The 18,273-nt window shown below is 43.1% G+C and carries 21 protein-coding genes and 1 tRNA gene; 3 read left to right on the forward strand and 19 right to left on the reverse strand.

The window, feature by feature from the left end; all coding sequences use genetic code 11:
• Positions 1–3: 3 nt before the first annotated feature.
• The 4 genes from CRO16_RS06725 to CRO16_RS06740 are packed head-to-tail and all read right to left on the reverse strand — an operon-like array spanning position 4 to position 3,410.
• On the reverse strand, positions 4–531 hold the full coding sequence (locus tag CRO16_RS06725) for a hypothetical protein (protein WP_097055523.1): 528 nt from the start codon (positions 529–531) through the stop codon (positions 4–6).
• Positions 532–535: 4 nt separating this feature from the next.
• Positions 536–1,138 carry a hypothetical protein gene (locus CRO16_RS06730; protein ID WP_097055524.1) on the reverse strand — a complete coding sequence of 201 codons (603 nt, stop codon included), beginning with the start codon at positions 1,136–1,138 and terminating at the stop codon, positions 536–538.
• A gap of 37 nt (positions 1,139–1,175) precedes the next feature.
• Complete coding sequence (locus CRO16_RS06735; protein WP_245858893.1) at positions 1,176–2,249, reverse strand: hypothetical protein; 1,074 nt, start codon at positions 2,247–2,249, stop codon at positions 1,176–1,178.
• A gap of 27 nt (positions 2,250–2,276) precedes the next feature.
• The gene (locus CRO16_RS06740; RefSeq protein WP_097055526.1) at positions 2,277–3,410 is read right to left on the reverse strand and encodes a head maturation protease, ClpP-related; all 1,134 of its coding nucleotides are present in this window, start codon (positions 3,408–3,410) and stop codon (positions 2,277–2,279) included.
• A gap of 52 nt (positions 3,411–3,462) precedes the next feature.
• Between CRO16_RS06740 and CRO16_RS06745 the strand changes: the two genes are divergently transcribed.
• Positions 3,463–3,693, forward strand: a complete 231-nt coding sequence (locus CRO16_RS06745; RefSeq protein WP_097055527.1) for a hypothetical protein — start codon at positions 3,463–3,465, stop codon at positions 3,691–3,693.
• Positions 3,690–3,938: a hypothetical protein gene (locus tag CRO16_RS06750; RefSeq protein WP_097055528.1), complete on the forward strand. Its 249-nt coding sequence runs from the start codon at positions 3,690–3,692 to the stop codon at positions 3,936–3,938. The genes CRO16_RS06745 and CRO16_RS06750 overlap by 4 nt, the downstream gene beginning before the upstream one ends.
• Here the strand turns inward: CRO16_RS06750 and CRO16_RS06755 are convergent.
• The 12 genes from CRO16_RS06755 to CRO16_RS06810 all read right to left on the reverse strand — a co-directional run bounded on the left by CRO16_RS06755 (position 3,935) and on the right by CRO16_RS06810 (position 14,463).
• On the reverse strand, positions 3,935–4,165 hold the full coding sequence (locus tag CRO16_RS06755; protein WP_097055529.1) for a hypothetical protein: 231 nt from the start codon (positions 4,163–4,165) through the stop codon (positions 3,935–3,937). The genes CRO16_RS06750 and CRO16_RS06755 overlap by 4 nt on opposite strands.
• A gap of 296 nt (positions 4,166–4,461) precedes the next feature.
• Positions 4,462–7,074: a hypothetical protein gene (locus CRO16_RS06765; RefSeq protein WP_097055531.1), complete on the reverse strand. Its 2,613-nt coding sequence runs from the start codon at positions 7,072–7,074 to the stop codon at positions 4,462–4,464.
• A gap of 2 nt (positions 7,075–7,076) precedes the next feature.
• On the reverse strand, positions 7,077–9,668 hold the full coding sequence (locus CRO16_RS06770; protein ID WP_097055532.1) for a PKD domain-containing protein: 2,592 nt from the start codon (positions 9,666–9,668) through the stop codon (positions 7,077–7,079).
• A complete protein-coding gene (locus CRO16_RS06775) occupies positions 9,668–10,765 on the reverse strand; it encodes a hypothetical protein (RefSeq protein ID WP_097055533.1) in 1,098 nt (365 codons plus the stop codon). Before CRO16_RS06775 ends, CRO16_RS06770 begins: the two co-directional genes overlap by 1 nt.
• On the reverse strand, positions 10,765–10,905 hold the full coding sequence (locus CRO16_RS16150) for a hypothetical protein (RefSeq protein WP_179670500.1): 141 nt from the start codon (positions 10,903–10,905) through the stop codon (positions 10,765–10,767). Before CRO16_RS16150 ends, CRO16_RS06775 begins: the two co-directional genes overlap by 1 nt.
• Positions 10,905–11,366, reverse strand: coding sequence for a hypothetical protein (locus CRO16_RS06780; RefSeq protein WP_097055534.1), 462 nt, complete (start codon positions 11,364–11,366; stop codon positions 10,905–10,907). The genes CRO16_RS16150 and CRO16_RS06780 overlap by 1 nt, the downstream gene beginning before the upstream one ends.
• Positions 11,363–11,665: a hypothetical protein gene (locus CRO16_RS06785; protein WP_097055535.1), complete on the reverse strand. Its 303-nt coding sequence runs from the start codon at positions 11,663–11,665 to the stop codon at positions 11,363–11,365. Before CRO16_RS06785 ends, CRO16_RS06780 begins: the two co-directional genes overlap by 4 nt.
• A 2-nt stretch (positions 11,666–11,667) precedes the next feature.
• Positions 11,668–12,084 (reverse strand): hypothetical protein, encoded by a 417-nt coding sequence (locus CRO16_RS06790; protein ID WP_097055536.1) that lies wholly within the window; start codon positions 12,082–12,084, stop codon positions 11,668–11,670.
• Positions 12,062–12,643: a hypothetical protein gene (locus tag CRO16_RS06795; RefSeq protein ID WP_097055537.1), complete on the reverse strand. Its 582-nt coding sequence runs from the start codon at positions 12,641–12,643 to the stop codon at positions 12,062–12,064. Before CRO16_RS06795 ends, CRO16_RS06790 begins: the two co-directional genes overlap by 23 nt.
• Positions 12,636–13,817, reverse strand: coding sequence for a PBSX family phage terminase large subunit (locus CRO16_RS06800; RefSeq protein ID WP_179670501.1), 1,182 nt, complete (start codon positions 13,815–13,817; stop codon positions 12,636–12,638). The genes CRO16_RS06795 and CRO16_RS06800 overlap by 8 nt, the downstream gene beginning before the upstream one ends.
• A gap of 38 nt (positions 13,818–13,855) precedes the next feature.
• Positions 13,856–14,308 carry a terminase small subunit gene (locus CRO16_RS06805; RefSeq protein ID WP_097055539.1) on the reverse strand — a complete coding sequence of 151 codons (453 nt, stop codon included), beginning with the start codon at positions 14,306–14,308 and terminating at the stop codon, positions 13,856–13,858.
• A gap of 80 nt (positions 14,309–14,388) precedes the next feature.
• A tRNA-Met gene (locus tag CRO16_RS06810) sits at positions 14,389–14,463 on the reverse strand.
• 337 nt (positions 14,464–14,800) lie between these two features.
• Between CRO16_RS06810 and CRO16_RS06815 the strand changes: the two genes are divergently transcribed.
• The gene (locus CRO16_RS06815; RefSeq protein WP_097055540.1) at positions 14,801–15,196 is read left to right on the forward strand and encodes a hypothetical protein; all 396 of its coding nucleotides are present in this window, start codon (positions 14,801–14,803) and stop codon (positions 15,194–15,196) included.
• 476 nt (positions 15,197–15,672) lie between these two features.
• Here the strand turns inward: CRO16_RS06815 and CRO16_RS06820 are convergent, their stop codons facing one another.
• Genes CRO16_RS06820 through CRO16_RS06830 form a run of 3 tightly spaced genes read right to left on the reverse strand, consistent with a single transcriptional unit; the run spans position 15,673 to position 18,255 of the window.
• Positions 15,673–16,053, reverse strand: coding sequence for a hypothetical protein (locus CRO16_RS06820; RefSeq protein ID WP_097055541.1), 381 nt, complete (start codon positions 16,051–16,053; stop codon positions 15,673–15,675).
• Between the two features lie 10 nt (positions 16,054–16,063).
• A complete protein-coding gene (gene dnaB, locus CRO16_RS06825) occupies positions 16,064–17,500 on the reverse strand; it encodes a replicative DNA helicase (protein WP_097055542.1) in 1,437 nt (478 codons plus the stop codon).
• Positions 17,501–17,502: 2 nt separating this feature from the next.
• Entirely contained in the window at positions 17,503–18,255 is a 753-nt protein-coding gene (locus CRO16_RS06830) for a DUF4373 domain-containing protein (RefSeq protein ID WP_097055543.1), read from the reverse strand.
• Positions 18,256–18,273 lie beyond the last annotated feature (18 nt).

Below are 18,273 nucleotides of genomic sequence, written 5' to 3' on the forward strand. Positions count from 1 at the left end.
CAGTTACTCTTTCACTTCAAGATTTGCAATTTCCTTTTGCTCGATAGCCTCAGAGATCAGATCCTTGTTGGAATAATCCTTTGGATTAAGCTCAAGAGTCTCAGCTAACTTGTCAAGCTCTGGGCGCTTCATATCTTTCAGCTCCTCAAGGCGAGTTTTCTCTGCAGGCTCATTCCCTTCAGGAATAGTTTCGAAAAGATCTTCCCCTGCAGGGTGATTCTTCAAAAGCTTTTGAGCAAGCTCGTCTGTAAGATTAGCATTGGAAACTTGAACGGGACTTCCAAATTCTAATGGAATACCGTTGTACTTCGCTCTTAGCTTATAACCGGAATTAGTGTCTTTTTTGGACATAGTTGATAAATGTTTGATGAATTTTTGGTAGTAGTCTTCCAGGCATTTGGAACACCCGGCATTGATCATGTCAGGATGGAAAGTGTCCTTGTAATCTTTCAGGAACTGACTCAGATATCGGTTGCCATTCTCATCCTTTCCGGTGAAAATGGCAGCCTTATCTATTTCTCTCCAGTCCATCTAACTAAACTGGTGGCTCAGTCGCGAACTTGTTATTGAACGCGGTCAGAGTAGTGTCGTAGGTAGTCTCAAGAAGAACCTTTGGATCATCTTTCTCAAGCATGTTGTCTTTAGAAGACAGCTCAAGAAGAATAGCACCATCATTCTCTATGGAGTTCTCAGTTTTAGAAGAGAGGTACATTCCTGCATCCCATCCAAGAACCAAGAAAGCGTCCTTAGATTCCGCACCTTTGTACTTCTTGTTCACTACTGCCATGTAGCTTTCACCTTTTCCAAGCTTGTTAGCCTGAAGACGGTTAGCAGCTGAAGGAGTAAGGATCCTTCCCCTGATCACGTGACGTGATTTGTCAGGAGTCTGATCATCACCAGGAACAAACTCGGTATTGTAACCGTTGGTTTGCTTTACACCTTCTAAAAGGAATCCTGTCTTACCTGCTTTCAATACCAGGTCAGTGATCAACAAAGGATTTGTTGGATCAAAGGTGGTGGCAGTCTTATCTACATCCCCATGCGGGATCAGAAGGATATCTGATTCAATCCCTGCAATGGTTAAGTTTTCGCAATCATTGGCTATATCTGCAGCCAGTCTATCTGTATAACATCCCATTTCTGTTTGGTTTTAGGTTAACGGCCGAAGCCGCTAATTAATAAGCGGCAACGGTCATGTAGTCCAACAAGTGCTTCGCATCCAACTTCAAATCGAAGTCGATGTAATTCTTCTTGTCCTTTTTCTCATACCAAGATTCGATGTTGTTCAAATCGGCTTCAGAAAGAGTTCCAACAGGAATGTTCTCTTTTACAGTCAACAGGGCACGGTGAGGAAGGTTCCATTTTGTACCGTTGTCCTGGTAAGATCTGATGTTGTTATCCCAATCGTGACGAACTTTGATAGTGATTCCACGGTAAGAAAGACCGTTTACACCATCTTTGGTTTCAGCTAAAGTGAAAGCAAGAGACTTGTCTTCAAGTTGAGCCTGGAACCTTTGGAAGATCTCACGAGTAACCAAATACTGTGGTTCTGCACCTTCATCCATTGCCTCGAAGAAACGAGCGTCAATAGCATCGTGCATCTTACGGAACAATCCAAGAGCATCATAGTCTGCTGGCAAAGCCTGAGCAGCATATCCGGCACCTGCGTTTTGTGAAATGGCTACATAGTTCTTAGCTGTAGTAGGAACTTCAGCAAGGATTTGCTTCCAAAGACCATCGATCACGTTGAAGTATTTCACATCAACACCATCTTTGATCACACCTCCACCGGTTACATTAAGAGCGGCAGTATCACCAAACCATACAAGACGGTTGTTCATTTTCTTCATTGCCTGCTCCACTTTGGAGATGATCACTCCGAACTCCTCACCACCGATGCGGTCGTAGAAATCAGGATTTACCTTCTGAGCTTTTTTGAAAAGCTTGAAGAGGGCGTTCACGTCAGTAGCACAATGTGCAAGACGGTCACCAATAAGAGCCGGATCCCAGAACTTTTCAGTTAGGGAAATCTGAGCGGGGTTTTCGTTACGGTCACACCCGGTAACTTTTGTACCTACAAGTCCAAGGTTCCCGATGAAAGGAATCTGAGTCTTGTGTTCGATACCTGTCACCACTTCGTGGAATTCCGACAGGTCACCACCGGTGATGGTTCTTTCAAAGATTGCCTGAGAAACGTCTTTGGCTTCTTCGGCATTCATGGTCAAGGCTGCTAAATCTAATATTGCCATTATTCAGTTTTTTGATTGATTGATGAATTATTCTTTTTCCTTCCAGACAGATCGCGACTTGCTACCTTCTTTGAAGTTTTTCTTTTTTGGATCGTGATTAAAGGATGATCCGAAGTCCTTTTTGAAAGCCTTGAATTCCTTCTGGAGATCCTGAATAGCTTTCTCATTTGTCTGAAGTTTCTCCTCAGCTGTTTTCTTTTCAGCTTTGGTAGTCTTAAGTTCTTTCTTAAGGTTTTCAACTTCAGTCTTAAGGTTCTCAACCTCTTCTTCATTGCTGTCTTCGGCTTCTTCCTCTTTCGGCTGGATCTCAGTAAGCTCACCGGCTGTGAAAACATAAGTTTCACCGGAAGGCATTACGTGCTCACCTTCGGCGGCAGCACCGTCGATTGTGGCTTTATCACCAACAGAGGGTGTATCATCTTCGGCGAGATCTGGAAAATCGATCTCATTTCCGTTGGCATCTTGTACCAACTTTGCTTCAGGCTTTTTCCCGCCGCCAAAGAGATTCTTCATCTTCTCTTCAAACTTTGCGAACATACCCTGGGCTTCTTCTTTTGTTAGGCTGTCTTTTGCCATTTGTTTAGAATTAGGATTAGTCTTGGTTTTAAGTAGGGCAACCGCCTTCATGACGGTGGCTATTTCTGTGATGAAACCGTGAGTAAGCGCTTCTTCAGCACTCATGAAGGTTTCTTTTTTCATCATGTCCAGGACAGTCTCTTTATTGAGATTGGTTTTGCTGACGTAGAAATCAGCAATCTTGTCCTCGTTTCGCTTCAGTTCATCGGCATACTTCTGAATTTCCTCACTTTCCCCTGCGGCCATTCCCCAGGGCATGTGGATCATAAAGTCTGCATTGGATGTCATTTTGCGGGTATCACCGGCAAGAGCGATCACTGTTGCAATGGAAGCACATTCTCCTTCAATGATGGTGGTGACTGGCTTACCTTGAGATCTTAGGAAGTCGTGAATGGCAAAACCTTCGGAAACTACTCCACCAGGAGAATGAATATGAACGGTTAAAGACTTGGCATCTTTCTGAGCATCGACTTGTTGTTTTATGGACTTCAAATTGACAAGGCCCCATTCACTGGCATAGTCATCTTGTGACCAGTCAATAATCCCATAGATGTAGATGTGAGCTTCTTCCATGGGATCAAACATAGTAATACATTATATTACTTCGTGTGCAGTCATTTTTGCATATATTTAAGAAATGATAGTTTTTGCAGTTTTAGCGGTCTTGGCATTCGGAATAGCAGCTTACTATTTCCTGAAGGGATTATGGCTATTGATGAAAGCGGTGTATTATCGTTGGTTTGCTCCGGAGCGGAAACTGGATGAAGCTTTTAAAAAAGAAGTTTTGGCCAAGGAGCCGGAATACAAGAAGTTCGAATCGGATTTTGATAAACGAATGGATTCTATTTTAAATAAAAGAACCTTATGATTGTAAGGGTAGCTGTAAGGGATGAAATGGATCCCTTTAATGTACCTACTTTCGAAATAGATTTTCCTGAAGCTCCTATTGTTGGAGATTTTATTGATATTCATCACTTAATTGATGAAAATCAAGTTACGGATGAAACCAGAAGGTTTGCTATAGATCAAGTAAAGGTAATCAGCAGGCAATGGCAAAAAAGCTCAGAGGGTAATTCTATCTTGAGAATACTTTGTTTTCAAATTCATTCTTAACCTTTCATCTTCTGAATAATAATATACACGGTCCTCTCACTTACATTGAATTCATCGGCAGTATTTGTAAGGGCCTGTTTTCTTAGCTTCTCCTTTTTCAACTGTTCCTGGTAATACTCATAGATCACTTTGTAATCCAGCCAGTGAGGAGGAAGAATGCCACTCCTGAAGAGGTCGCTGAAATAATCTAGTTTTTCAAGTTTTTCAATCAGTTCATAAGTACTCATTAGCGGGGGGCGCTTTTGGATTGGAATAAGCATTTCTATATTCCATTTGATTGGAATATGATTTATTTTACCACTTACCCAAAGGGCAAGATTCGTTTTTACTTCTCAGTTTGGTGGACAAAGGACAGCCGCACTGGTTGCACTTCAATCCCTTTATTTTCTTCAGTTCAAAGTCCGGCATTAGTTTTTCATACGTCCCCACAACAGCTTCAGGGCAAGTCTCACAAATAGCAGCTCGTTCTTTTTCAAGTTCGGATGCCGATCCTTTGAAGTACCGGCCCCATCCTTCGATGATGTTAGATATTTGCTTCATTGACTATAGTTGCATATTTACCCTGGCCATCGTTGATCTCAGTAACGGCTGTATAGATCCTCACATTCTTCACTGCTTCGGCAGTTGCCTGGGCCATAGCACTGTAATCGATAGGCTGAGAATTTACTTTAACCGGTCCGGTGCTTCCAGATCTCTTAATCATTCCACCTGCAGCGGCATAGTTTGCCGTTTGGCTTAAAGGAATTCCACCGGTGGCTTCATTGACAGCGCTCAGTCCATTGATAAGCTGAGAGGCGCGGCGGTTGATCACATAGATGTTCTCACCTCCTTCGGCCTCAACTATAGGATTTCCGCTTTCATCGTATAATCTTTCTCCTCCTTCGGAATGTCTCTTTCCTCTCAAGGTGATACCTCTTGCTGCTTTGGGAACATTGGCGTTGATGCTGGTGATCTTTTGAACTGCACCAAGTCCAGATGCCAAAACTGTTCCCGTGCTCACCACTTTTTGAATGGTACCAAAAGGCTCCGGTAATACTGAAGGTGCTCTCCATACTTCAGTCACACCTTGATAAGTATTGATAGCAGCCTGAGCCAGTGCAGCGGCTTTCCCCGCAACAGTCTGTTCTCCTAAAAGTTTGGCTACTTGTCCGAATGTTTCAGAGCTTTGCTTCCTCTTTGTAGATTCCTTTTCATAGTTGATCTGCTTCTCGATCTCAGCATACTTTTGATTTATGAGAGCTTTACTTGCACCGGTCTTTTCGGCTTCAGCAAGTTCCTGCTGTCTCATCATATCCAGACGCTGCTTCTCAAGCTCCATGCGAGCGTCGAAGTTCTCCTGGTCAACAGCCATTTGATTCTCTAGATCTGCAAGCTTCCTTTCCTTCTCAACAGCTTCAAGTTCCTGCATGGCTGCAAGACGTTCCTTTTCGGCTTCGATCTCCTTCTGAGCATATTCTTTAGTCAGCTCGGCCTCCTGATCCAGGAACTCATTCTTAGTCTGTAGAACTGCCAGCTCATACTCGGACTGAGTGAGCTTCTTGGCCGCCAGTTCATCCTTCAGGATCTCAAGTCTCTTTTCTCGGACCTGTTCCTGCAGTGCTACTTTTTCAGCAAGGGATTCGGCTTCACGTTTATTCTCTTCTATGAACAGCTCCAGCCTTGTCTTGGATTCTGCAATTGCAGCATCAGTAGCTTTTTGGGCTTCAGCAATTCTTTCCTCCTGAGCTCTTTTGGCAGCTTCGGCCGCGGCTTTTTCTTTGGCCCTTTGCTGATCTACAAGGGAATTAAGTTTGTTCTGTTGTTCCGTTTGGCGCTCGAAAGATTGTGATTGAAGATCATAAAGCTTTGTGGCTTCATCCCGGAAGGACTTCATGTCTTCGACTGTGGATTCAGATAACCCGAGTTGATCCAGAGATACACCTTCTTCGCCGATCTTCCTGATAGTTTCTCTCACTTCATCAGTGACTTCAGCATATCCTAAAAGGGCCGCTACTTTCTTCTCCTGATTCTTAACCTCCTCAGCTGCTAAGTCACGCTCTATCTTCATGTATTCCTTAGCGGAAGAAATCCGATCTTCAGTAGATCTTGTGGTGTCATCAGTGAGAAGCTTTAATTCCTTCAATCGGGAATTTGCTGCGGACCTCCTGATGTCAAGATTAATCTCAGCTCGTTCCACGTTCTGCAGTACTCTCTCCAGTTCCATGGCAAGATTGATCTCTCTCTGGATCTCGTCACCCATTCCGGAGAAAGTTTCAGTGAGATCTTTGAAGCCTCCCTTGATATCACCTGAAATGATTTTGATGAAAGCTCCACCTAACTTGGATAATCGATCAATGACTACATCGGCACCTGCACTAAGAGCAGCAAGAACAGTATTCACCATGTCAATACCTTTCTGAGTTCTGGTGAACATGGCAACCAGAGAGCCAAGCAGCACTACAATGGCACCAATACCGGTGGCAATAAGAGCAACTTTGAAAAGCTTCAGAGCAGTGGAGGAAAGATTGGTAGCAATTGCCACCGCTTTTTGAGTTCCTGAAAATGCTTGAGCTTGAGCACGACCTTCTTTGTAGCTTTTCCCGATATCCAGAACATCTGATTTCACGGCCTTAAAGACAGGACCTACGATATTCATGACATCAGTGAGTAGAGATTGAGCACGACCAAACAATGTGGTTTCTCCAAGAGCTTCCTTCATTCCTTCGGCATAATTTCCAACGTTCCTGCGGTTGTCACCTGTTTGGCTCTCCAGGTCTTTTAATGTTGCAGTGAGTTCAGTCTTCTTCTTGGCCAGCTTATCAGCTTCTGCTGAATTTACACCATAGAGGTTTGCTTGCTTTGCCCATTCCTTGGAAACGACTGATAAAGCAGCACGGCCCTGGTCAATGGTCTTGATCTCTTTACCTTGCAGGTTGATAAGCTTCCCAAGTTCGTTCTGTGAAGAGTTGTATTCTTTCCTCACGGATTTATACCTGGCTTCCAGTTCTACATATTCCCGGCTGGTGGTATCTCCTGAATCCTTTAGCTCCTTCAGTTTGTTCTTGAGGACATCAGCTTCCTTGGCAAATTCTTTTGATGCAGTGATGGCTCCATCAACATCAATATCCAGTTCAAATATTTTAATCTTCTCAGCCATTATTAAGGTTGTATTTGTTGAAAGGTTACTGTTATTGACACCGTGTCTTCACCAGTAGCTCCGAATTCATCTGTCACGATTAATTTGATAGTGTAGGTCCCGTAACTGTCTTCTGTATTTGGAACATTCAACCCTCCATTTACTCCTGAGTTTCCACTCAAGAAAGCTGAAGAGGTGGAAGGCATGGAAACAATTGACCAGGCATAAGATGTAATAGATCCCGTGGTGTCTGTACTTCCGCTTCCGTTCAGAGAAACAAGAGTGCTGGATTGATCGATAGGAATTTCAACAGTTTGATCTGGTCCCGCATTGGCCACTGGAGGATTGTTCACATACTCTCTCACTGTGACATCAATAGTTCCTTCAACTTCACTCCACTGTTCACTTCCTGCATCCTTGATCTTAAAAGTAAAAGCAGCGGAATGTTCTGCAGTTAGATTTCCTGCATCCTGAATGGTGACATTCCAATCTGCTACATTGATCACTGTCTGAGTAGTAATCACATCAGCTCCATTCTTCAGGAGGATGTTTGAATTAAAACCGCCGGTGAACATGATAGCCATCGGCTGGTCGAACTCAGGATCAAAGTAAGCAGGGTTTGACTGGACCGTGATGTTGTCCACGGTTATGGTCGTGGTGTTTTTATAGCTAATGGTTCTGGAATATACTCCAAGGATAGTAGGAGGTAAGTTCACACTGAAGCCATTCAATTGGATTAGTTCAGCTTTAATGATTCGCTCAGGCCGGTGCTTCAAATTGTTCAGGTAGTAATATTTCCCTGTCTGCTTCAGGTACTTCAGCCTGAAGAAATCAAGGTTATAAATGTCGATCTCGTTCAACTTGAAATCAGCATCAACTTGCTTGGCCCTATCGATAAGTAATTTGAAAGCCTTGTAATACTTATTCAGGAAATACTGCATCTGCATATTTTCCAGAGACAGGAAAGGGATCATTCCGGTGACGGTGATCACATTGGCACCATCAAAAAAGGTTGTTTGAATGCTGGTGTCAACCTTTGAGATCCTGAAGATCTTAACCGGTGATTCTTTATTTTCAATAATTGTTTCTCCATCCTCTTCCTTTTCCTCCCAGATAGGAATCTGGTAAACCGTTTTGTTTTTAAAGGTTCTGGATCTGCTGGTCGGAATCTGGTAAGGAGAAGAAAAAAGATTCTTGGCAGGAGTTGCGTTCTCATTATCGATTGTCAGCACTCCATCATAAACCCGATCAATGATTGATTCGGGATAAGCATAGGTAGCTTCATTCCTCCTGGCATATTGGATGTCATATTTTTCGCCAAGAATCTCATTGAGCTTTTCACTCCAATCTTCAGTGTTTGCTTTATCATTCAGCATCTCCTCGAACTGGATGAAGTCATAGGAGTTGGTGTTCTTCACTGGTTTGATCAGGAGTCCGTATCGCTGCATCACATCCTTCACGAATGCCAGCTGGTCCATTTCCGCAACGAAAGTGGAGAAGTCAATGAATTGCCCGCCGGTGAGCTTTGTGATTTGAATAGTTGAGTAAGCGTTATAATTTATGCTGTACTTCCCGTGAATTGTATCCTGCTGTTCGGGTTCCTGTTCTGCCTGTGATATTTCATAGGTACCCGCTAAAACAAAAGTGAGGATATCACCTGCTTTTACATTCAGGTTGATGGTAACCGTTTTAGATGTCAGATTCTCTGGAAGGTCGATCCATGTCTTTGTTGCACCATTGAGATTAACCAGGAGCCGAACATAACTGTCGTTATTGCTGTATGAGGTTTCAATGGAAAGGCTCAGCTGACCATCTTCAGAAGTGACAAGAGAACCATCAGGATTCATTGTGATGCCACTGAAGCTTCCACTCTGGAAAGTGTGTTGATCTTCGAACCGAATCAAAGGATCATTGCTGAAAGTATTCCGGGAAATGATGTTGGTCTGGCCAGAACCTAAAAGCAAAGAAGTGAGCTCCACATTCTTCACCTCGTAACCTTTAGCCGGTGAAATCACTTCGGTTAAGAAGTCTGTATTCTCAGAAAAGAAAGATCCTGAATATCTCAATCCTGCTTCCTCCCAGATCTTATCCCAAACTGTCTTCACAAAAAGAGAAGGTGCCTGTTCCTCGATCTTTATGGTGCTGAAGCCTGACCTTGGCAGGAATTCACCTAAAGCATAAATAAAGCCTTCAGTATTTAAAAGGCTACTTTCATAGGTGGACTGAGTGAGGTAGTGGTTAAGATCTGAGAAATTCAGTTCGTTCAGTTTTTTCCCCTTGATCCTTTCGGAAAGATCAATTAAGCCGTCATAGATCACCACCTCATAATGAGAATTTGCAGCCTTAACAACTGCATAGCCATTCCGTACCATAGGGATGCCATTCAGGATATAATCACACCTGAGCTTCCGGTAAGGCTTCAGGCTGCTATTTCCGCTCACTCCAAGAAAGTCAAAAGCCTTGACGTTATTCGGAGTCATTGGAAGTTTTGTAGTGTTGGAAAAGTTTGCCTGCCTATCCTTCACTTCTCCGATGTTATTGATCTGGAGGGTGCGGGTGATAGGATCAGGACTCAGGTCCATCTTCCAGCCTTCTATGTACAGGATCTCGCTCATTAAAGGGTTTGAGTATTGAGGGTTGGAAGGATCACGCTCACCTGCAGGCTCGTGAGTTTGTTCTTAGATGACTTGGAGAATGTTCCACTGCCAAGCTCCACCTCGATAAAGTCAAGAGTTTCAAAAGGCTGGTAAAGATCATTTGTGTACAGGTAAACCTTTGGTGAATAAAGCAGCGTATCAAGCAGCTCCCTTTCTTCATTGTTGACAAGCCCGGACATCAGCTCCAGTTCCTTCTCAGCTTGCTTGCCGGTGATGGAGATATTTCCTGTTGACTGGCTGATGTTCTTATAATTCCCTGTCAACCTCTCAAGAGTATCGGTTTTGATATTGTCCAGGTGCAGCTCCATAAAATTCCAATAGGACCATCCACCGGAAGGATTGAGCCACTTGAGCAGCTTGCCACATTCGGCTTCTCTTTTGTCCAGGAACAGGGTGAACTTTATTTGAGTGCCAATCCTGAACTCAAGCTCGTTGACTCCAAGATGTAGCGGGATATCGTTCTCAAAGCCTCCGTTGTCATTTTCTCCATTGGAAACAAACAACCTGTTCACACCTTTGGAAAAGTTGTAAGAAGATGAGATTCCCGTTCTTACGTTCGAAATGGTGACAGCTCTTGAAATATCGGAATAGATTGCAATGTCAAAAGGATATCCCTCGAAGTAGGTAAGATGTGCCACCTCAGTTGCACCGGATGTAAGGAGCTTTAGATCTGAAGGGTTGAATTTCTGTTTTCCTACTTGAGCAGCTGATTTGAGGAAAGGATAAACAACCTGAGTCGTTTGGCTGGTGCCATCTTCCAAAGTCACTTCAATGTCTGCTGTGAGTTCATAGAACAATTTGGAGTCATTGAAAAAGAAAGCAGCTGAAGTGGCCACAAGACTGTCGTTGAAAAGATCACCATTGATCAAGGCTTTAATGATGCTCTTGAAGTCAAAGAAGAAAACTCCGGAGGTATTCGGAAATATCTCAAAGGTATGACCGCCGGTTGAGATGGTTGCCACAGTTGGAACACCTGCATCAACTCCAAATTCAATGATGGAATTGTTATAGGCGTTGAAAGGTGGATTCTGCGGTTGGTTGGTTATTGTGATCATTATTCGTTCTTTTCTTTTTCTGGTGACTCATCTTCTCCCAGGAGCTTATCAACTATTTTCCCGTTCAAATAGCCTATGCCATATCCAATGCAGTATATGCTGGTGATTAGCGCAATAAGTTCAAGAGGGTTCAGTTCCATTAAGCTGCCATTTTTTTGAATACTCCAGTGACTTCACTCACGAAGTTGTTAATATGAAATTCAGTAACCTTATCGATGATCTCCTGAATACGCCTTGGAGTGATCACCGCATCAACCAGATCTGTACCTCCTTGCTTGAAGTAGTTAGTTCCTTCCCTGGCAATCTTCCGGGCAATCAAAAAAGCAAGACTGCTAATCTTTATTCCATCGGGTGTGATGCCCTTATCATAAATCCACTGCTCGATCATCTTCACCGGTGGAAACTTACCCGGCCTTCTACCGTTGACAAGCTGCTCGGTGTAATGCGCTCCCCACAATTGACCAGAGAGCCGCTGTGAACGGTTCTCTGTTTCCCTGATCCAATTCTCCGAAGCTGGCATTCCAAGAGTGACATGCTTCTGGATAAGCTCATCCTTCAGCTTATCGAATTCAGCTTTTAAAATGGCAGCATCGTTGATCATTTCACAAACAGTTCTTTTACGATGTTCCGGAACTTCCGGTGCGCGTTTTTTTCGTTAAGGGCCCAGACGTATAAATGCGAAGGATGAATGGAAGCTTTACGCTCGCTCTTGCCTTCATCACCTATTACGAAAGTTTTCTTCTCTTCCACCGGTACCTGGTAAACATTCAATGTGTCAGGATCTAATCCGAACAGGAACATCCCTTTCTTGTACCGAGCAGTAAGCGCCTTCTTTTGGTGCTGCTCTTTCTTTTTTTGCTGTTCAACTATAACCGCGATCTGTTCACCGAATACTCCCATTCCTATTTCGCATAAAGGTTAAAACTCACACTCAAGCCATCAGCATTAAAGTCAAATACATTCACCACCTCGATACTTTGCCAGAACTCCACATCATAATCACAGCGAAGCTTTTGCTTCATCTCTACCATCACCTTCTGAATCAGTGGCTGGATAAACTTCTCATACTTCTCCTCGTAATCTCCATCAAAGTCTGAAGCTGTCAGCACCATGAAGTTTCCGGTGTATCTTATCCCGAGATCTTCCGACTTCCTCACCACAGGATCCAAGAACAAAACAGTCTCACCATTTCCAGCATCAACAAGAGCATCGGATATAAAAGTTGTAGCATCGATGAGATTCTGGTAATCCCTTCGAGCTGCTTTGAACCTCCAGCCGTAGCCGGTGGCGATATCTTTAAGTTTTTGATTTACTTCCATACTTCAGTTGGTTATATGCTGTCTGTACTTCGCCGCTTACTTTGTCATGCAGCATCAGTGAAAAGACAAGATTGTATTTCCAGTTCTCCACCTCCTCTGGTGATTTTCCGAACTGTTGAGCGATTGATTTAAGAGTATTGAGTTCTCCGAAAGCAGCCAGTCTTTTTACACCGGCCATATCCAGAAGGTCATCAGGATCTCCTCCAAGTGATTTGCTTTCCCGCTCTACCAATTGCTTTAGGTTTGAAGTGATCCAGTTGAGTGCATAGAAGTAGCTGATCACATCCTGTCTCAAATATGTCTCAAGTTTGACGTTGAATACAAATTCAAAACACTCGAAAATGTTCTCAAAAGAGGGTTTTGAAAGGTTGTGCTTGATGTTGGCCACTTGTCCAAATGTTAGCTGACCTAAAGGCGTTGCTTCCTTCTTGGCAAACACTCCTCTCGGCTTCAGGTAAAAAGGATTGCCCGGCAAAGTGAATTGCAGGTATTGCTGTGCAAGGTTCTCATCCTTCAGGTGAAAGAACTGCTTTACTGTTATGTTGTCCAGGTTAAACACGTATTCTGGTGGTTCGTTTTGGTTTTAATCTTAATTTCATTTCGATGTATCGCATCGGGTCAATTGTATGGTTCCAGCCGTCAATTGGCTTTCCGGTCTTTTGCCCGTTCTTGTCTTTGTCCCAGAGATATTTTCTCAGCTCCTTGATCATGTTCAGGCTTCTTGCCGTTACATAAAACTCATCTTCCTGCAGCAGTTGAATTCCGAAGTTGATGGAATCCTTTCCCTTTTCCGTGGGATAGATCTTTACTCCGTGCTTCTTTATTTCAGCAATAGACTTAGGCTCCGCGCTATCTGCATAAATCAGCCTGCTTTGCCCGGTCCTGTCTGGAATAGGTTGCTTAGCAGCCTTGGCAAGGTCTGAGTTCAGAAGGCCTTTTTGATACAGCACTTCATCATACACTCGCTTTCCGTTCCATTCGTATCTGTCAATGAGCGTGGAAGGATCCTGGGTATAACCGAAGTCCATACCTGAAGCGGTATATCTTGCCTCCGGTGGAAGGTTGTCAAGGATCTTCCAATTCTGCAAAACCTGTCCTTCCAGGTTCCCAATTTGCCCTTTGATGTAAACCCGGCACCAGTTAGCCCAATATTCGCTTTTGATGTTCTTTGAATCATCCCAATCACCCTGGGGATCATAAAAGGCTTTATCCATCTTGAAGTATAGATCCTCAAGAGTTTCAGCAGGAAGCGCTTCATTGTCTTCGTAGGTCAAAATCAAAAGCTCACTACTCGGCTCGATGAGCACTTCAGTGTGCGCCCAGAATTCTGCATCCGGGTTGAAGTCGATCCAGATCTCTTTCGAGCGGACCATGAGAGCATCGGCAATTTTAAAAGGAATATGATTTCCCTCGTTGATGAAAAGGATATCCCGCTTCCCTGCTGCTTTTGCTTTTCCCTCTGTGTCAAAGGCTTTGAATTGGATCTTACTGCCATTAGCAAAAGTGTATTCCATTGGGGAACCAATCCAGCCTTCCTCTCTCCACCTTCCGGTGTCTTGCATCACTCCCTTGAAAATATCCACAGGTCCATCCTTGGCCGCGGGTATGGTTTCACATACCACCGTGATCTTAAGCTTTGGAATTTTAGCTGCTTTATCGATGAGAATAGGAATGATCCCATAGGTTTTTCCGGAGCTGGTTCCGCCCTGGATCACCTTCTTTCTCTTTTTCAAAGAACGTAGCTTGTTAATAGCCGTAGTTCGCTTGAACATCACTCATCTGGAAATAAGGGTTGTTCAACTGTATGGGTAAGGCTCTGCTTGTCTGCAAGGCCTAAATCCCTGGCTATGATATTTGCATTGAGGAAACCGGAAGCGGCTCCCTCAAATTTCTGTTTGTAGATAATCTCTCGCGCACGTGTAGTGACCCCGATATAATCTTTGCGTTCCTCGTATAACTTGAACCCGTCGACACTTATGTCAATGAAGTTGCAAAGGCCTTGAAGAGTGAAGGGTCTCATCTTCGGTACCTCTTGAAGTACGATCTTTTCTTTGTCACGGGAAACCTTAATCTTCATCGGCACGGTTTCCATGAGAGGATTGTCCTGGCACCACTCGAAGTATTCGTTGCAAGCTTTGAGAAGAGAGGCGGGAGTTTTGAAGATCTTATCCCGACCGTTCTTGTTGCGCATTTTGTAGTAGTAGTTTCCTTTGGGGGCTGCCATTGATGTTGGTTAAATTTTTACCGGCCTTAGAGCCCTACCTCCTCAGCCGGTTGTTGACCTCTCTTGGGTCTTCTGCTATGTAGCAGGAACAGGATTCGAACCTGTGATCTCCGAGTAATGAGCCCGGCGGGATGGACCAACTTCCCTATCCTGCGATATGTCTTCCCACAGGATCTGGTCCTGTGAAGCGGCTAAGAATTCATTCCTACTTTTCATAAGCGTAGGACAAACCTGAAAATCTCCGTTTGGCAAATGTTTAACAGTGCAATTCATAGCCTAATGTTTTAAAACTCCTGAAGATCTCCCGGCTGTACCGTTGCGCGCTTCAAGGGGAAAGTACTACCCGACTATGAGACAATAGTCTTCGTTTCAGGAGTTTATTCTTAACAAACTTAATAAGAAAAGTAATACAATATATTACTTTTTAAAGATTTTTTGAGATTTTATTAAGATGTTAGAGGTTAATACTATTTTAGATGTAAACGTTTTAATATGACTAAGACTCAGGAAAGCTTTGCTGAAGATCTAATTTCTTTTCTTCGCAAATGGGGAGGAATGGCCCTATACCACGAAACCCGAGAGCTACGCGTTGATGTTCAGAGGCACGACAGATCTTTAGCTGTTGAACTGCTAAAAGATTATGGGCTAATAGAAGTTTATCAGAACCAAGGCTTAAGACTAACAAAAGAAGGTTGGGAATTCCCGGGGTTTAAAGAATACAGAAATGATTTAGAAAAAAGGAGAAGTAGAGAAGACCTCATTCAGGATTTAACCATGACTCAATTGAGGAAAGAAATATTCCATTTGAAAAACTGGTGGTGGATAGGATTAATAAATTTACTAGTTTCCGGGTTTATTGCTTTTCTAGTTGCTAAATACACTACATAGTCGCGACATTTTCTAAAGTATAAAATTGTTAAAGTTTTTTCTCCCTATGAGAACAACATATCAATGTTAACATAATCGCCTGACTATCAACATGATTCTTGTGCATAACTCCGCACTTCTGGTTGAAAATTCTTAACCTTTGGTTAAGGGCTATTATATCTAAAGGTAGTATTTTTGAGACTGTACTTTGAGGTACTAAAAAAGCCGGTAAGTTTGGACACCCCGGCTTTTGATAACTGATTAGCGAATCAATTAAACCATATTTCTATGGATTATTTTTTTGGACTGCTTGGACTAGCAGTATTAATTTTTGCTGTTGCAAAATTGATTAAAGAAGTCCGAAAAACAATTTTCTAACCTTTTAATCAGGACCCATCTGCTAGATCAGGTGGGTTCTTTATTTGTTTATCTGTTGTACAAATATACATACCTACAACCAAATAACAACAACAACAACAACATTTGTTGCAACTTTTTTACACCAGGTATAAATCTATTACCTTCTTGGTCATCTCAAAAGACCAGCAAAAACAAGTCTTATATCCTTTCACTTCTAGCTCTTTGAGGGTTTTTGCCTGCTGCTCTACATGATCATTTTTCAGGAGTTCACCGTTCTTTTTGTAAGGGGACTTTGTTTTTAATTCAATTAACAATCCGGCATATCCTTTTCGCGGTTCCAGGATCAGAAGATCCGGACACTTAAAGCCTGCCTTCTGGATGGATTTATTGCGGACCTGCTGAGGAATTGTGAGCTTCACTGAAGCAATGGTATCGGATAAGTACAAAGTTTTCGGGTATTGAATATCCAGGTAGTGGCAGATGCTTTTTTGAAGTTTAAATTCTGGTTGGCTCTTCATCGGTTAAGTTTTAAAATGGCATATCATCATCGTCATCCTGTTGGGTGTCCCAGGCTTCAGCAAGATTTGAGTTTGGTTCTGGTACCGGTGGAATGAATTCTTCTTCATTTTCTTCAATCTCTTCCCAGCCGTTCAGATCATGGAACTGCATGAATTCAAGTTTACAACCAACTACACAAGCACCAACTTTTCCGTTTCTGAATTTTGCAATATTAATCTCGGCCTGACCTGCAGTTGGTGATCTTTGATCATCATCCCATTCATCAACCTTGTAGTATTCCGGTCGGAGTAGGAACATGATGAGATCCGCATCTTGTTCGATGGATCCCGACTCCCGAAGATCTGAAAGGATCGGCCGCTTCATTCCTCCACGTATTTCGACTGCTCTGGAGAGTTGAGCCAAGGCCATAACAGGAACATCGAGTTCTTTTGCAATTCCTTTGAGCGCTGCAGAACAGTCACTGACTTCCTGCTCCCGGTTCCCTTTGTGAGATTTAATTCTCATGAGTTGGAGGTAATCCACGAATAACATTTCAACTCCCTTTTCCCGTTTCCACTTGGAAGCCTGGATCTTTAACTCGAGAGGAGAGATTGCAGGCTTGTCATGGATGTAGATAGGCAGCTTGGAAAAAGCTTCCCGCTTTTCATTCATCAGCCTGAGTTCAAACTTGTCAACCTTGTTCAAGCTGATCTTCTCCACATTGATCTGGCAGAAGTTGGCAAACATCCGAGCAGCAAGTTCTTTGTCGGACATTTCAAGAGAAAAGATTCCCACGGGAATTCCTCGCTTTGCTGCCGCCAAAGCCTCGTTGATCATGAGTGCAGTTTTTCCCATTCCGGGACGGGCGGCCAAGATGATCAGGTTTGTTTTTTGGTAGCCGTTCAGCTTGTATTGTAAACGCTCCAGTGAACTTGGAACTCCTGTGACTTCTTCGTTTGCTGCTTCGAAGATCTTGTTCACCACGCTTTTGAAGTCGGTAGGTTTTTTAACCAGGAGCCAATCTGAAACTTTATCGAGATTGCTGTAAGATGATTCCAGAAGTTCAAAGATGTCGCTCTCCTCGTTGTAAGCTTCCTTGGTGATTTTATCTCCTACCTCAATTGCTTTCCGCTTCACATACATCTGCTGCAGGATCCTTGTGTGGAATTCCAGGTGAGCAGCTGAAGCAACTTTCTGGCAGAGATCCACAAGGAAAATATTTCCTCCAATGGCTTCAAGCTTTCCGAGTTTGATCAGTGCCTGGGAAACTGTAAGCAAGTCAATTCCTTCGCTTTTTTCGTAGAGATCAACAATCACATCGTAGATTGCCTGGTGCTCCGGTTTGAAGAATATTTTTTCTCTTCCAACAAGCTCAATGAGTTCACTGGCTCCACCGCATCCAATGGCAGCGCCAAGAACGCTTTCTTCCAGATCAAGGGCCTGTGGTATTTTTTTTCCGTTGGTCATGGTTAAAATCTTTCAGGGGCTGTTGAAGTATATTTTTCTGTTTCCGGTTGATGGTTGGTTTGGTTTCTCAACCAGCTTCTGGTCCACTTCCGGAGTCTGGGGAGTAGCTGGTCGGCTTCGAAATCAATTTTGCCTTTGCTGATTTCAATCTCAACCGTGTCGTTGAAGTTATCGATCATATCCTGCCACTGCTTCACCTGCTTTTTATTTTGCATCTCGAAGATGTTTAACTCTTCAGATTTTTCAATTTTCAAAAGCTCAAAAGCGCGGGAGGGAGAGAGTTCACTCTCTCTTTCTTTTACTTTACTTTCTTTTACTTTACTCTCCTTTACTTTACTTTGTGGTTTTTCGCTGTCGAAAACTTCTTTCTTTTCTGTTTTCGGTGTCGGTTTTGCAGTTTCTTTTTGTTTTCTGTCTCGGTTACGCTTACTAAGAAGGCTTTCGAACCGTTCTTGCAATTTTTCAGAAAAGATCAAATCTTCCTCTTTTTGGATTAATTTCAGCATCACACAGTAGTCAATTACCTCTTCCAGAATTTTGGGTTCCACATCAAAATCACCGGCCAATAATTCAATGTTTAAAGTTGTCCATTCGTATTCAAAAAAGTCGGCATCAGTCAAAACCTCCAGCATCATATTCCAAATTGCATAGCCTTGAATTCCATACTTTCTTCTCAGTGCTTTTATCTTAGGATCATTCCTCATGTCGGCATCGTGAGAGAAATAATCAGCGTTTAATTTTTTTGGTCGTGCCATTATAGTGGGGGTTTTTAT

Origin of the sequence: Salinimicrobium sediminis (assembly GCF_900215295.1) — a bacterium.
Classification (GTDB): domain Bacteria; phylum Bacteroidota; class Bacteroidia; order Flavobacteriales; family Flavobacteriaceae; genus Salinimicrobium; species Salinimicrobium sediminis.

What these genes read in the sequence shown, in the direction of transcription:
- CRO16_RS06725 (WP_097055523.1), bottom strand. Translation starts at nt 531, where the DNA reads ATGGACTGGAGAGAAATAGATAAGGCTGCCATTTTCACCGGAAAGGAT.
- CRO16_RS06730 (WP_097055524.1), bottom strand. Translation starts at nt 1,138, where the DNA reads ATGGGATGTTATACAGATAGACTGGCTGCAGATATAGCCAATGATTGC.
- CRO16_RS06735 (WP_245858893.1), bottom strand. Translation starts at nt 2,249, where the DNA reads ATGGCAATATTAGATTTAGCAGCCTTGACCATGAATGCCGAAGAAGCC.
- CRO16_RS06740 (WP_097055526.1), bottom strand. Translation starts at nt 3,410, where the DNA reads ATGTTTGATCCCATGGAAGAAGCTCACATCTACATCTATGGGATTATT.
- CRO16_RS06745 (WP_097055527.1), top strand. Translation starts at nt 3,463, where the DNA reads ATGATAGTTTTTGCAGTTTTAGCGGTCTTGGCATTCGGAATAGCAGCT.
- CRO16_RS06750 (WP_097055528.1), top strand. Translation starts at nt 3,690, where the DNA reads ATGATTGTAAGGGTAGCTGTAAGGGATGAAATGGATCCCTTTAATGTA.
- CRO16_RS06755 (WP_097055529.1), bottom strand. Translation starts at nt 4,165, where the DNA reads ATGAGTACTTATGAACTGATTGAAAAACTTGAAAAACTAGATTATTTC.
- CRO16_RS06765 (WP_097055531.1), bottom strand. Translation starts at nt 7,074, where the DNA reads ATGGCTGAGAAGATTAAAATATTTGAACTGGATATTGATGTTGATGGA.
- CRO16_RS06770 (WP_097055532.1), bottom strand. Translation starts at nt 9,668, where the DNA reads ATGAGCGAGATCCTGTACATAGAAGGCTGGAAGATGGACCTGAGTCCT.
- CRO16_RS06775 (WP_097055533.1), bottom strand. Translation starts at nt 10,765, where the DNA reads ATGATCACAATAACCAACCAACCGCAGAATCCACCTTTCAACGCCTAT.
- CRO16_RS16150 (WP_179670500.1), bottom strand. Translation starts at nt 10,905, where the DNA reads ATGGAACTGAACCCTCTTGAACTTATTGCGCTAATCACCAGCATATAC.
- CRO16_RS06780 (WP_097055534.1), bottom strand. Translation starts at nt 11,366, where the DNA reads ATGATCAACGATGCTGCCATTTTAAAAGCTGAATTCGATAAGCTGAAG.
- CRO16_RS06785 (WP_097055535.1), bottom strand. Translation starts at nt 11,665, where the DNA reads ATGGGAGTATTCGGTGAACAGATCGCGGTTATAGTTGAACAGCAAAAA.
- CRO16_RS06790 (WP_097055536.1), bottom strand. Translation starts at nt 12,084, where the DNA reads ATGGAAGTAAATCAAAAACTTAAAGATATCGCCACCGGCTACGGCTGG.
- CRO16_RS06805 (WP_097055539.1), bottom strand. Translation starts at nt 14,308, where the DNA reads ATGGCAGCCCCCAAAGGAAACTACTACTACAAAATGCGCAACAAGAAC.
- CRO16_RS06815 (WP_097055540.1), top strand. Translation starts at nt 14,801, where the DNA reads ATGACTAAGACTCAGGAAAGCTTTGCTGAAGATCTAATTTCTTTTCTT.
- CRO16_RS06820 (WP_097055541.1), bottom strand. Translation starts at nt 16,053, where the DNA reads ATGAAGAGCCAACCAGAATTTAAACTTCAAAAAAGCATCTGCCACTAC.
- dnaB (WP_097055542.1), bottom strand. Translation starts at nt 17,500, where the DNA reads ATGACCAACGGAAAAAAAATACCACAGGCCCTTGATCTGGAAGAAAGC.
- CRO16_RS06830 (WP_097055543.1), bottom strand. Translation starts at nt 18,255, where the DNA reads ATGGCACGACCAAAAAAATTAAACGCTGATTATTTCTCTCACGATGCC.